Annotated in this window: 13 protein-coding genes and 1 pseudogene; 11 read left to right on the top strand and 3 right to left on the bottom strand. The window is 52.7% G+C overall.

Annotated elements, in window-relative coordinates:
• The first annotated feature begins 24 nt into the window (after positions 1-24).
• From DFP95_RS28965 to kduD, 5 genes are all read left to right on the top strand, one after another.
• A complete protein-coding gene (locus DFP95_RS28965; protein WP_181907504.1) occupies positions 25-231 on the top strand; it encodes a hypothetical protein in 207 nt (68 codons plus the stop codon).
• Positions 232-306: 75 nt separating this feature from the next.
• Positions 307-1,254, top strand: a complete 948-nt coding sequence (yunB, locus tag DFP95_RS18475) for a sporulation protein YunB (protein WP_115994133.1) — start codon at positions 307-309, stop codon at positions 1,252-1,254.
• A gap of 120 nt (positions 1,255-1,374) precedes the next feature.
• The gene (kduI, locus tag DFP95_RS18470) at positions 1,375-2,205 is read left to right on the top strand and encodes a 5-dehydro-4-deoxy-D-glucuronate isomerase (protein ID WP_115994132.1); all 831 of its coding nucleotides are present in this window, start codon (positions 1,375-1,377) and stop codon (positions 2,203-2,205) included.
• 124 nt (positions 2,206-2,329) lie between these two features.
• A complete protein-coding gene (locus tag DFP95_RS18465) occupies positions 2,330-3,100 on the top strand; it encodes a DeoR/GlpR family DNA-binding transcription regulator (protein WP_115994131.1) in 771 nt (256 codons plus the stop codon).
• On the top strand, positions 3,072-3,842 hold the full coding sequence (gene kduD / locus DFP95_RS18460) for a 2-dehydro-3-deoxy-D-gluconate 5-dehydrogenase KduD (protein WP_115994130.1): 771 nt from the start codon (positions 3,072-3,074) through the stop codon (positions 3,840-3,842). Before DFP95_RS18465 ends, kduD begins: the two co-directional genes overlap by 29 nt.
• 11 nt (positions 3,843-3,853) lie before the next feature.
• Here the strand turns inward: kduD and DFP95_RS18455 are convergent, their stop codons facing one another.
• A complete protein-coding gene (locus tag DFP95_RS18455; protein WP_245987729.1) occupies positions 3,854-4,834 on the bottom strand; it encodes a M23 family metallopeptidase in 981 nt (326 codons plus the stop codon).
• Positions 4,835-5,028: 194 nt separating this feature from the next.
• Here DFP95_RS18455 and lipA point away from each other — a divergent pair.
• Both lipA and DFP95_RS18445 read left to right on the top strand, forming a co-directional pair.
• Positions 5,029-5,937, top strand: a pseudogene (gene lipA / locus DFP95_RS18450) (lipoyl synthase); the annotation flags it as partial.
• The gene (locus tag DFP95_RS18445) at positions 5,934-6,866 is read left to right on the top strand and encodes a YutD family protein (RefSeq protein ID WP_181907503.1); all 933 of its coding nucleotides are present in this window, start codon (positions 5,934-5,936) and stop codon (positions 6,864-6,866) included. The pseudogene lipA and the gene DFP95_RS18445, both read left to right, overlap by 4 nt.
• A 77-nt stretch (positions 6,867-6,943) precedes the next feature.
• Here the strand turns inward: DFP95_RS18445 and DFP95_RS18440 are convergent, their stop codons facing one another.
• Complete coding sequence (locus tag DFP95_RS18440; protein WP_115994128.1) at positions 6,944-7,735, bottom strand: NAD kinase; 792 nt, start codon at positions 7,733-7,735, stop codon at positions 6,944-6,946.
• Positions 7,736-7,795: 60 nt separating this feature from the next.
• Positions 7,796-9,079 carry a nucleoside recognition domain-containing protein gene (locus tag DFP95_RS18435; protein WP_342768261.1) on the bottom strand — a complete coding sequence of 428 codons (1,284 nt, stop codon included), beginning with the start codon at positions 9,077-9,079 and terminating at the stop codon, positions 7,796-7,798.
• Positions 9,080-9,530: 451 nt separating this feature from the next.
• Between DFP95_RS18435 and DFP95_RS18430 the strand changes: the two genes are divergently transcribed.
• The 4 genes from DFP95_RS18430 to DFP95_RS18415 all read left to right on the top strand — a co-directional run bounded on the left by DFP95_RS18430 (position 9,531) and on the right by DFP95_RS18415 (position 12,801).
• On the top strand, positions 9,531-9,965 hold the full coding sequence (locus DFP95_RS18430; protein ID WP_115994127.1) for a globin domain-containing protein: 435 nt from the start codon (positions 9,531-9,533) through the stop codon (positions 9,963-9,965).
• 9 nt (positions 9,966-9,974) lie between these two features.
• Positions 9,975-10,679, top strand: coding sequence for a DUF2225 domain-containing protein (locus DFP95_RS18425; protein WP_181907508.1), 705 nt, complete (start codon positions 9,975-9,977; stop codon positions 10,677-10,679).
• Between the two features lie 8 nt (positions 10,680-10,687).
• Positions 10,688-10,813 (top strand): hypothetical protein, encoded by a 126-nt coding sequence (locus DFP95_RS29700; RefSeq protein WP_342768260.1) that lies wholly within the window; start codon positions 10,688-10,690, stop codon positions 10,811-10,813.
• Between the two features lie 179 nt (positions 10,814-10,992).
• Complete coding sequence (locus DFP95_RS18415; RefSeq protein ID WP_245987723.1) at positions 10,993-12,801, top strand: M3 family oligoendopeptidase; 1,809 nt, start codon at positions 10,993-10,995, stop codon at positions 12,799-12,801.
• The last annotated feature ends 174 nt before the right edge of the window (positions 12,802-12,975 follow it).

The raw sequence follows: 12,975 nt of genomic DNA, 5'->3' as shown, positions 1-12,975 counted from the left end.
TATGAAACGGGCCATCGTGGCGAATTGCTTGGCAATGGTTTGCTGGTAAATCTACTGTCGGAATTGCTGCTCGCCGCCCCGGAGCTAGGCAGCCCGATCGCCAATGCGCCAGAGAGCGTGCGCGTTGCCATTCGCGAGATGGAGAAGCATTACCGGGACAAGAAAGCATTGGCAAAGGCCGCGGTGACGGATCATTGGATCGTTTCGCCGGAACGGACGGTGCTTTTTTGATATGCCCAAGCATAAGCTTGAACCATGGATTCCCGAGGACGACCCCGCCGGGGCCTTACGTGGGGAGGGTGAGCAATGCGCAGAAAATGGGGCAGGGGCTTTCATTTCGACTTCTTGAAGAACGGTTCGCTTCCGAAGTCGGTTCCGCGCAAATGGGGCAGAGGATTCGTCCTGTTCCGGGGGAACGGAACGAATTCGCGGCCTGTTCCCCGCAAGTGGGGAACGCGCAGGAGATTTTCCCCGCCGTCCGGATCAGGAATCGGATCCGGGTACTCGACGGTGAAGAGGTATACCGCGAAACGCCAGCGGCGGAAGCTGAAGCGGAAACATTTCTGGCTAATCATGCTTTTTCTGGTCGTGTTCATCGTAATTCAAGGCACTCTCTTCTTGGATAGGGAGCTTCGCCAGCCCCTCATGTTCCTTGCGAAAATCCGAGTGAACCAAATGGCTACGGATGCCATCAATACCGCCATCACGGAAGAGATCGCGCAAACGGCGGACTCGGATAAGATGATTCGCTGGAAAACGAAGGAAGACGGGAAAATCACCGGATTCGAGATCGACTATAAGGAGCAAATGGCGGTAACGGCCAAGACGATCGACGTCGTTACCCGTACCTTGAAAGCGCACGAAGGCGCATCGGAGCATATCCCGATCGGGCACGCGCTGAACAGCCCGTTCATTTCCTCGCTCGGTCCGAGCGTATCGGTAAGATTCCATCCCGCCAGCGTCGTTAAAGTCGACGTGGAGACGGAGCAGAGCGAAGCGGGCATCAACATGCTGCTTGTGGAAGTATTCGTTCGAATTCGCACCGAAATTTCCGTTGTGATTCCATTCGATAAGGAGCCGGAAGTGTTGGAAACGAAAATTCCGCTTTCCTACGCGCTTGTCGTAGGAGACGTACCTACCTATTACTACGACAATGCCGGCAATCCCGTCGGCAACGGCGCTTCGCAAGCTCCGTCGATCGCGCTTCCGGGTAAATCGGAGACGGTACAACCGATAGTGGAAAGTCACCAGTAAAGAGTTTTCCGTCGCCTTTAAGAAAGAGGCGGCGGAATTTTTTTGCATAATAGGTTCGTTAATGTTTGAAAAAGTATGATATACTAAATTCGAACTTAAACGAACCGGGAGGGAATTCATATGGATATCAGACATTCTACGAATCCGGCTGACGCCAAGCATTACGACACCGCTAGGCTACGTCAGCAATACTTGATCGAGAGCTTATTCGTGGCCGATCAAATCAAAATGGTGTACGCGCACGACGATCGCTTGATCATCGGCGGAGCTCAGCCGATCAAGGAAGCTTTGACGATCGAAGCGGCGGACGTGCTGAAAACCGAATTTTTCCTGGAGCGCAGGGAAATCGGTTTTATCAATATCGGCGGCAACGCGATTATAGACGTGGACGGAGAACGTTACGAGCTGGGCAAGCTGGATACGCTATTCGTAGGTAAAGGCGCCAAAGAGCTGAAGTTATCCAGTGGCAACGCTTCCGAGCCAGCCAAAATTTATTTCACCTCCGCCTTGGCGCACGCCACTTACCCGACGCGCAAAGTATCCGTTCAAGAAGCCAATACGCTGAATCTTGGCTCGCTGGAATCGTCGAACGAGCGCACGATCCATCAAATCATTCATGAAAACGGAATAAACAGTTGCCAGTTGATGCTCGGCGTAACGCTATTCAAGCCGGGAAGCGTGTGGAATACGATGCCGTCCCATCTCCACGACCGCAGAATGGAAGCTTATCTTTATTTCGATATGAACGCGGATGCCAGAGTGTTTCATTTCATGGGCGAACCGAACGAAACCAGGCATCTGGTCGTGGCAAACGAGCAGGCGGTCATTTCTCCGAGCTGGTCGATCCATTCGGGCGCGGGCACGAGCAGTTATGCGTTTATCTGGGCTATGGCCGGAGAAAATTATACGTTCAAGGATATGGATGTCGTCCCTATGGATGCGTTAAAGTAAGAGCGACTGCTACCCAGCGACGTTAGTCGCGGTCAGTCGTCTCGAGGGTACGACTGCTACCCGACGACGTTGGTCGCTGTTAGTCGTCTCATGAAGCAACCGAATTCGGGAGGAAAAGTCCATCATGCTTGCCATAACGCGCCATAGATCGATATTGGATCTCATTCAAGCCCAGGGAACCGTTCAGGTTTCCGAACTGAGCGAACGGTTGGCGGTCACGCCGAAGACGATACGCGAGGACTTGGAGAAGTTAGAGGAAAAGGGACTGCTGAAGAGGATCCATGGCGGAGCCGTCAACCCCGGCGATCAAACCGATCCGATGCTGCCGTTGCAAATTCCGAACCTGAAGCATTCCCGCGAGAAGGAAGCGATAGCGATTCACGCGCTTAGATACGTGAAGCAGGACGATGTCATCGCTCTGGACGCGGGGAGCACGACGCTCGAGATCGCGAAGAAGCTTCCCAATATGCCCTTAACCGTGCTTACGAACGATTTGCTGATTATTCGAGAATTGATGACTAAGGAGCTTATTCGCCTTGTCGTGCCGGGAGGTTATCGGCATCGCAACGTGCTCATCGGCAACGAAGCATTGGAGTGGCTGCAGCGGCTCAACGTGCAGAAGCTGTTTTTATCGGCTACGGGGGTACACGACAAGTTCGGATTATCCGTCTTCACGAGCGAATTGCTCGAGTTGAAGAAGGCTTACTTATCCGGCGCCAAGGAAATTTACGGGGTGGTCGACCATAGCAAGTTCGACCGTGCCGCCCTCCAGACATTCGCCGCTTTGGAAGATCTGGATATTCTCATCACGGACGACGGTCTTACAGAAGAGACTTTACGCAGGTACGAAGGAGGTTCGGTGAAAATTGAAAGAGCAGCAACGCAATCGGTTTAGTTTGTCGGGCAAGACGGCCATCGTTACAGGCGCCGGCCGCGGCTTGGGTCAAGCGATCGCCGCGGGCTTGGCGGAAGCGGGGGCGAACATCGTGCTGGTGACGAACCGAACGTCCGCGGAAGAAACCAAAGCCAAGATCGAAGCCTGCGGTAGTCAAGCCCGCATCGTTCAAGCCGACGTTGCGGACAGAAGCAAGCTTCCGTCCATAATCGACGAAGCCGTCGAAGCCTTCGGCGGTCTGGACATACTCGTCAACAACGCCGGGATCATCCGTCGTACGCCCGCGGCGGAACATGGATATTCGGATTGGCAGGAAGTGTTGGACGTAAACTTGAATTCTGTTTTCGTCCTATGTCAGCTGGCCGGAAATCTGATGATCGAGCAAGGGCAGGGCAAGATTATCAATATCGCCTCGATGCTCTCCTTCCAGGGCGGGATCAACGTGCCCGGATATACGGCGAGCAAACATGCGGTCGCGGGACTGACCAAGGCGCTGGCCAACGAATGGGCTTCTAAGGGTGTTCAAGTCAATGCGATCGCTCCCGGATACATGACGACGGATAATACCGAAGCGCTGCGCAACGATCCGGCGAGAAGCCGCCAAATTCTCGATCGAATTCCCGCGGGTCGATGGGGAACCGACGAGGACATGATAGGACCTGCCGTATTCCTTGCTTCGGAAGCATCGGATTACATGAACGGGCATGTACTTTGCGTGGACGGCGGTTGGATGAACCGTTAAGGTTCCAAAGGTCAGCGTTTAGAGCGCAACGCCTTGCTTTCGTCCCGTTCCCATCGACGAAGCAGCGGGTAGGGGTCGAAAGCCCACTCGACAAGACCTCTGTCCCGGTAAATGCCGTAATGCAAATGCGGGGGGAATTTACCCTGCGTACCTGGCCTTCCGTAACCGGAACTGCCTACCCAACCGACAACTTGACCGGGCCGGACTATGTCTCCGGCCTTTAATTTTTTGTCGAAGCCGGACAAGTGGGCGTAATAATGATACAGGTTGTTCAGGTCCCTGATTCCGATTCGCCACCCGCCATATGCGTTCCACCCCTTCATTTCGATTACTCCGTAACTAGTGCTGCGTACAGGGACCCCGTGTCCGGCGAAAATATCCGTCCCTTCGTGAATTCGTTTGCCGCCCCATCCGCGGCTATTGCCCCATGTGCTTCTAAAGGAATAATTACTCTTCAGCGGAAGTGGGAACGTATGGCCCGACAGCTCCAAGCGATCAAAACTCTTGTATAACTTAGCGAATTGCATGATTCGCTGTACCGCGCGGGTATTGTGGTAATATTCCCACAAACCGATGCTGAAATCGTCCTCGCTACTCCCTCCTAATAGCGCTTGCGCCACGACCGAATACAGCAGGTCCTCGTCTTGGCCCCGATCCGCGATGCCATCTCCCGAACCGTCCCGGCCGATCCCGTGGAAAAAGCGGATGGATGCGGGATTGCTATCTCCTCCCTCGGGATTCAGCTCTCCGGACCACCGCTGTTCTGACACGAATACTCCGGTTATCGCGTCTTTAGGGATTGGCCTTGATTTGGGGTGAGCTTGGGACATCGTGCGTTCGTATTGATCGACGGCAGCGACGTAAGGCCATTCCATTCCCGTCTTCAGGCTAATGGATTCATAGAGCTGCCGACGTTGTTTGAATATATCCGGCTCGGCGATTTTTTCTTTCCCGGACCCATAGGCATGAAGGCCATATCCGCCGGTGCAAATCGCGATTAGGAAGACGATGGCCGTAGTCCTTAAAACTTGCAAAGTTACTCCTCCCTCGTCGTCAACATGTAGAATTAGGGTTTACAGATCATTGGTTTTTATCCGAGGGGTCGGCGTCTTTATATGACTTCATAACTCATTTGGCATAAACGGCTAAACTACATTATAATAAGGAGGACAGAAAGAGGGGAACAACAATGACGACAAGCGCCAAACCGCGCAAACCCGACTGGCTGAAGATTAAATTAACCACTGGCGAGCCTTATCAAGAGCTCAAGCAAGTGATGCGGAGCAAAACGCTTCATACCGTGTGCGAAGAAGCACGTTGCCCGAATATATATGAATGCTGGGCTAATCGCACGGCAACCTTCATGATTCTAGGAGACATTTGCACGCGCGCGTGCCGCTTCTGCGCGGTCAAGACGGGCCTGCCGACTGAGCTCGACTTGGAAGAGCCTGAGCGGGTAGCGGAAGCCGCCGAGCAAATGGGCTTGAAGCACTGCGTCGTGACGTCGGTAGCAAGAGATGATCTGAAAGACGGAGGCGCCTCGATTTTCGCCGCGACCGTCAAGGCGATTCGCAAGAAGCTTCCGTTCTGCAGCGTGGAGGTCCTTATCCCGGATTTCTTGGGCAACAAGGATTCCTTGCAGATCGTTATGGACGTTAATCCGGATATTCTGAACCATAATATCGAAACCGTTGAGCGGCTCTCGGATCGCGTTCGGGCTAAAGCCAAGTACAGACGTTCGCTTGAGCTTATCAAGCGCGCCAAGGAAATGAAGCCCGATATCCCGACCAAGTCAAGCATCATGCTCGGCTTGGGGGAAACCTTCGAAGAAATTTTGCAAGCGATGGACGATCTTCGGGCGGTCGATTGCAATATCCTTACGCTTGGTCAATATTTGCAGCCATCGGATTCCCACTTGAACGTCGTTCGTTACGTTCACCCGGACGAATTCGCCGCATTGAAGATCGAAGGACTGAACCGCGGCTTCTCCCATGTAGAGTCGGCGCCGTTCGTACGTAGTTCTTATCACGCGCATGAGCAAGTCAAATCGGCGGAAGCTAGGACGACCAGTCTTCGGGAGGAGAGCCTATCATGATTTTCATGGCAGGAGGCAACGCGTACTCGCTTATGCACGAGCATAAGAGCGGATGGAATCCGGAAGCTTTCCGCGAAAGATTCAGCGATGTATTAGAGCGTTTCGACTATATTGTCGGGGATTGGGGCTATAACCAGCTCCGCCTTCGGGGCTTCTACCGCGATGGGCATCCTCGCGCGACTAAGGAAAGCTCGATTTCCAGCTTCGTTGATTACATCAATGAATATTGCAATTTCGGTTGCGCTCATTTCGTTCTGACCAAGCTGGACAGCAATGCATTGCCTCCTGACGCGGAAATCGTGAAAGAAGAATCGCCCGAGGCGATCATCGCCTTGAATGAATCCGGAGAGCAGGTAGCCGAAACGGCTGCCGCTTCAAGCGGTCCGATCTTGCGTTGGCCCCTCAAGGAGCGTTTGGGCGGTCCCGTCCGCGTCCCGAACGTAACCGTATCCGCGGTTGCCAGGGCCGCGGCCGATGCCGAACGCCGCAATGCGGGCAACAACGCGAATTCGAATTCATCTTCCGGCGCCTCTTCGCAATCCAGAGGAGGGCATTCCAGGCAAGGCAACGATAACGGCGGCAACAATCGTCAAGGGCGGTCGTCGTTCAACAACGGCTCGCCTGGCGGAGAACGAAGGCCGCAACAGGGACAAGGGCAAAATGGCCAGGCTCCCAACAAGCCGCCTTATCCACCGAGAGGACCGCGTCCGCAAGGCGGGGCGGAGTCGCCGAATCGGTCAACCGATGAATCGAAGAATTTAGATGCAGGCAACGCCAGGAACGATGCAAATCCGCGGAACGAGTCCTCGCGCAACGACAATCGCTGGCAGAGCAAGAATCGGCGCCGGAAGAGCTTCGGCGGCAAACCGAATCATCGCTCCGAGGGCACGCCGCGACCGGATGCGGGTACTCCAAGGTCAAGCGAATAGCGCGCTGCGTCAACAAAAAGGCCATCCCCTTCAAACGGGGATGGCCTTTTGTTTGATATCCGGTATTTCCCACGGGACTAAACCGAGCCGATGAAAGCTTCTCTAACGCGATTCCAGAACGGGAAAGGGCGATACCTTGCGAACGTGATTTTACTGTCGGCAACCCGGCAAGTGATGGAGCTGACGCCGGACATTTGCATCACGAGATGATCGATCCCGATGAAGAGCTCCTCTTCGGGATCGGGGATGATATCGCAATGATGATGTTTAGGCAGGATTACGGAAGAGCCCAATGTACGGTAAACGCGATTGTTAATGGAGGCGATTTCCGCGATTTGCAAGGCTTCCAACGACGGATGTATGACGGCGCCTCCGAGACTTTTGTTGTAGCCCGTACTCCCTGAAGGAGTGGAGATAACGATCCCGTCTCCGCGAAACATCTCGAACGGCTCGTCGTTAATATGAAGCGCGGCTACTAAAGTGCCGTCTACGCTTTTTAGAGTGAACTCGTTGAGGGCCAGAAATTCGGTTTTCCCGGTGGGAGTCGTAATTTCGATGTGCAATAAAGGGTACACGACTTTACGAGGCTCCGAAGATCCCATCAAATTCAGCAGCTCGGATAACTCGTCCTTCTTCCAGTCGGCGTAGAAGCCGAGATGGCCGGTGTGTATGCCGATAAAAGAAACCTGTTCAAGCTGATTCTTGAACCTGTGGAACGCTTGAAGCAGCGTCCCGTCCCCGCCGATCGAAACGACGATATCCGGCGCGATTTCATTTACCGAGAACCCTTTGGCTTTGGCCAGGGAATGGAATTCCTCCGATAAAGCCCGGGATAGCCGGTCTCCCCGGTCTAACAATGCATAATTCAAAGCGAGGCTGCCCCTTCCGAACTTTCTTTCTCCTGATCATAAACAATAACGGAAGTGAATTCAATCCTTCGCTTTCCGATCCAGCTTGCGAATTCCGATCGCAGCCGCGCCGACAATGACGATGACGGCAAGAACAAACGCGAATACGACGGGCATCCAGATCGCGGATCTAAGCAAAGGATATAATCCGGGAGAAGCCAAATGAGACCAAGGAGACCAACTGGATTCGCTCAACCAGGCATCGACGGATAATTGAGCGGAGAGGTCGGAATGAAACAACGGCCATATTAAATAAACGATCAGCATGGCGAGGAGACCATGATAGAGACGAGCACGGGCAAAGGGGAGGTATCTCCAATCGGTGCGGCTCATCAAGCCTGCCACTTGCGCATGAACGGATAAGCCTGCCCAAGACAGGACAAAGGCAGCAACGGCAACCCGATCGACCAAGGGCAATTCGGCATTCGCCGCGGCTGCTTTCGCTCCTAGAGTCACTTCGAAAGTGCCATTCACGAACGCGGGCGCAAGATTGGGGGATGCTCCGAGCAGGTGCAGCAAACCGGCAATCATGTCTCGAAAATAGGCTAGTAGTCCGCTGTTCACCAAGAGATCTAACGTCGCGGAGAAGAAAACGACCAAACCTCCGACGATCATCATTAAGGTAAGGGACGACTGCAACGATTGTTGGAGCAAGATGCCGAATGGGCGACCGTCGGACATACGAGCTTTGTGCATGGCGGATAGAGCGGCACGTATCCTGTTCCCTTTGGTCGGTTCGGCCGTATTTCCGTCGCTATCCGGCTCGCGTCCGCGAAATCTAGAAGCCAACCCGAGCATCAGCGCGCCGCTGTAATGGGCGACGGCAAGTACCGGAGCGGCTTCCAAGCTGCCGAAGAATCCGATGCAGACGGCGCCTATCAAGAAGATAGGGTCTGAAGTCGTAGTCATGGATACGAGGCGTTCTCCTTGATTACGGGTGACTAGCCGTTGTTCCATTAATCGGGATGTCAACCGGGCTCCCACCGGATAGCCCGAGGCGAATCCAATGGCAACGATGAACCCTCCTACGCCCGGCAATCGAAACAATGGCCGCATGAACGGGTCGAGCAAGGTGCCCGCAAGATGAACGATTCCGAAACCAAGCAACAGCTCGGATAAGACGAAGAAGGGGAACAGAGCGGGAAATAAAACCTCCCACCAAACCGAAACTCCTCGCAAGGCTGCGCTCAAAGCGGTTTGAGCATCCGTTAACGCCAAGCATCCCAGCAATAATGAAGTCCCGCCAATGGTTACCGCGCTTGCCAGCGATAGCCTACGGGACGAGATCTCCTCGATATTCCTCATTATACCCACTGCTTAATTCCTCCAATCGAAACCCTCTTGTCCCACTATATGTGAAGGGCTGGGCAATCTTTCTCCCGTGTTGATAAAGCGGACATTTTTTCTATGCAACCGGTTACAAAAATGAGGTGAAAAAGGACTTAAGCTATGCTACAATGGTACTAGGAAATGCGATGGGATTTCGAAAGTCAAATTCATCGAGCTGGAGTGATGAGAATGGCAGGAGTCATTGCAGGATTAATTGTATGCGCTTTCGTTTACGTCATTCGCGAGTCTTTGGTAAGAACCGAAGAAGAAGTGTAAATCATAATAAACTCCCTCGGCGGATAGCCGAATCTGATCGCCCATCCGGGCGATTTTTGCTTTTTAGACCTAAGGCAGTCCGGTTCTTGTGGTATAATAGGCATGCTTCAAGTGAATTGCAAGGACTTTCTACTCATTACTGCAATGATTCATGGGGAGACAAGATTCCCATGAATCTCATAATAGGAGGCACAAATTGGCTAGTTATAACTCGCTCTACGAAGCGCTGGGAGGAGCCGACGTCATTCGCGACGTCGTAACCAGATTCTACCCCAAGGTGCAAGCACATCCGTTGTTGGCTCCATTGTTTCCCGATGACATCGACCCTGTCATGGAGAAACAATATTTATTTTTAACTCAGTTTCTAGGCGGTCCTTCTTTGTATTCCGATGAATACGGACACCCGATGATGCGGGCCCGCCATCTGCCTTTCCCGATTACTCCGGAAAGAGCGGCGGCATGGCTGGCATGCATGGCCGAAGCGTTGTCCGAGGCTTCAATTCCCGAAGAACTGCGGAAAATCACGATAGAACGATTGTCGGGTCCCGCTAATCATTTCGTTAACACGGAGTCTCAAGATCAATAAGGAGGAAACATAGTGGAGCCGCTTTTTCAGATCAAAATCGAATGTATTTGTTGCACGGAAAGCTATCAAACATCCCGGGTAAGGCCAAGCTTGAAAAAAGCGGTAAGGACGGATTCCGATTTCTGTTCCTATTTCAAGACCGTCAACCCGGATTATTACGTGGTAAGGGTATGTCCATTTTGCGGGTTTGCGTCGACGGAAAATTTCGTGACCAAGCTCAGCGAAAAGCAAAAAAGCGCGTATTACGAAAAACTCGGCAATCAGTGGCAGTTTCGGGATTACGGAGGAGAACGTTCGGCGGTGTTAGCCATGGAATGCTATAAGTTATCCTTGGTTACGGCTCAAGCGATCGGGGAAAAAGATCGGGTCGTGGCGGCGCTGCTTCATCATATCGCATGGCTTTACCGATACGAGGGGAAGCAGGACCAAGAAGAGCGATTCCTCAAATTCGCGATGGATTCTTATGTTCGGGTATATGAAACGGAAAGGGATTCCATAAGCAATGCCCGCCTCATGTATTTGATCGGCGAGCTACATAAACGTTTGGGATTATTCCATGAAGCGGTGAGATGGTTCGGACGAGTCATTCACGACAAGAAGATCGTGGATGCCGCCATGATTCGCGCCTCGCGGGAGCAATGGCAGAACATTCGCGAGATCATGACGGGGCAAGGATTGGATCTTCCGGAGGAAATGCAGCAAAGCGGAGCATAAACCGGCATTTGGAAGTTCTATTTTCCACGAATAGCTCGGTTAGCAAGCATGTAATCATCGTCCGCGTCGATTATTCGAACGCTTCCGTGACAGCATGGGAATACGAGCAATATTTTGCGGTGCCCGCCGTATAAGCTTTTGACATCGTCCGGTCTCAGAGGAAGAAGGGTAGGAGAGCTCCCGCAGAAGGGGCACTCTTGTATAACGACGTCGTTCATTATAATATCGTATGGTAAACTATTCCTTAGAGGAATCAAGGTCAAGCCCCCTTTCAACGTATCCTAACAATACATCAGGGGGTCCGAAGAACGCAATGGAAACGGAGCGTGAGGAAATGAAACCATCGTATTCTTTAAAGTGGGACTTGGAGACTTTATTTCCCGGGGGCTCGTCTTCGTCGGAGTATGCGTCGTTCATTGAGAAGACGGAGGCTCTTTGCTCATCCTTGTTGCAAGAGCTTCAGGCTACCGGTGACAAATTGCCCGATCCTGAACGGTTAACGGAATGGACCGATAAGCTTCAAGACGTATTAGCGAGTCTTCGCGAGGCGGATGCTTTCGTTTCCTGCATTACGGCGCAAGATATGGGCGATAAACGCGCGATAGCTTGGACCGAGCGAATTCAAACGTTATCGGCGCGTTTCAGGCAAGCTACGGATTTGTACGATTCGCAGATCGCTTCCGTTCCGGATTCGCAATGGCAACAATGGAGCGGAATTCAAGAAAGAGCTCTCATAGCATTTCCTCTTAACGAACGTCGGGATTCCGCCAAGGATAAGCTGCCGCCGGCATTGGAAGCGGTGGCGAGCGAGCTAGCCATTAACGGATATCACGGTTGGGGAGAGCATTACAATACGATCGTAGGCAGAATTTCCATTCCGTGGGATGAGAACGGAGAAACGGTTCAGCTATCCGTGGGGCAAGCCGCCAACAAATTAGACGATCCCGATCCGTCCGTACGGGATTTAATGGCTTCGAAATGGGAAGAAGCTTGGTCGGAGCAAGCGGATTTAGCAGCTGATACGCTAAATCGGTTATCCGGATTCAGGTTGAAGCTATACGAGATGCGCGGTTGGCACGATCCGCTTAGAGAGCCGCTTCGCATGAATAGGATGAGCCGCGAGACTCTCGATGCGATGTGGACAGCGGTCGAAGGCGGCATCGAACCGCTTAAGCGTTACTTGGCGCTCAAAGCGAAGCGTCTTGGCAAAGAAAAGTTAACTTGGCATGACGTCGATGCACCGATTGCGACTAGTCAAGCCAAGATTCCTTATGACGAGGCGGCTGTCCTTATAACGGATGCTTTCGCGCAGTTTTCACCCGAAATGGTCAAACTCGCCGAGACGGCTTTCGCCGATCGGTGGATCGAAGCTGAGGACCGTCCGGGTAAAAGGCCGGGAGGCTTCTGCACAAGCTTCCCGATTAATCGTCAGGGCAGGATCTTCATGACTTATTCGGGTACGCCGGGTAACGTGTCGACTTTGGCCCACGAGCTTGGCCATGCTTATCATGGCGAATTGGTTGAAGACCTTCCCCCGTTAGCGCAGGATTACGCGATGAACGTCGCGGAGACGGCGTCGACGTTCGCGGAAGCGCTAGTCGGCGATGCCCTGCTCCGAGTTGCGCAGAACGACGAGGAGAAGCTGTCCTTGCTAGATGATCGCTTGCAACGCGCCGTAGCTTTCTTCATGAATATCCGCGCGAGGTTTTTATTCGAGACTCGTTTCTACGAGCGCCGCGCTTCCGGAATGCTTGAAGTATCGGAATTGAACGAGCTCATGGTAGCCGCGCAGAAAGAAGCATTCGGGGACGCTCTCGATAGCTGGCATCCGCATTTCTGGGCCGCGAAGCTCCACTTTTATATTACCGACGTGCCTTTTTACAACTTCCCTTACACCTTCGGGTACTTATTCAGCGCGGGACTGGTTGCCGTAGCCGAGAGGGAAGGCGCCGGGTTCAGTAAGCGATACGACCAATTGCTGAAAGATACGGGAATCATGACCGTGGAGCAATTGGCTAAACATCATCTCGACGTCGCATTGGATCAACCGAAATTTTGGGAAGATGCGGTAGCGAGAGTCGTCGCGGATGTAGAAGTTTTCGCGGAATTGTGCAAGGAATAGCCCGTTATATTCACCCTGTAAAAAAATAATGAATTTCGGTCGTGAAGCACACGCCGCTCAACCTGGAACCAATCTGGGTGAGCGGCTTTTGTTTTTTTCCTAATCGAGAGGGCGAACCAACTGAAAACCATGGTTTTTAAAGCTAAAATCCGCGTTAATTAGCTATAGAGTTAC

Source organism: Cohnella lupini (assembly GCF_003386205.1).
Taxonomy (GTDB): domain Bacteria; phylum Bacillota; class Bacilli; order Paenibacillales; family Paenibacillaceae; genus Cohnella; species Cohnella lupini.
The sequence above is the reverse complement of the archived record's forward strand: the minus strand, read 5'-3'. Positions and strand labels throughout refer to the sequence as shown.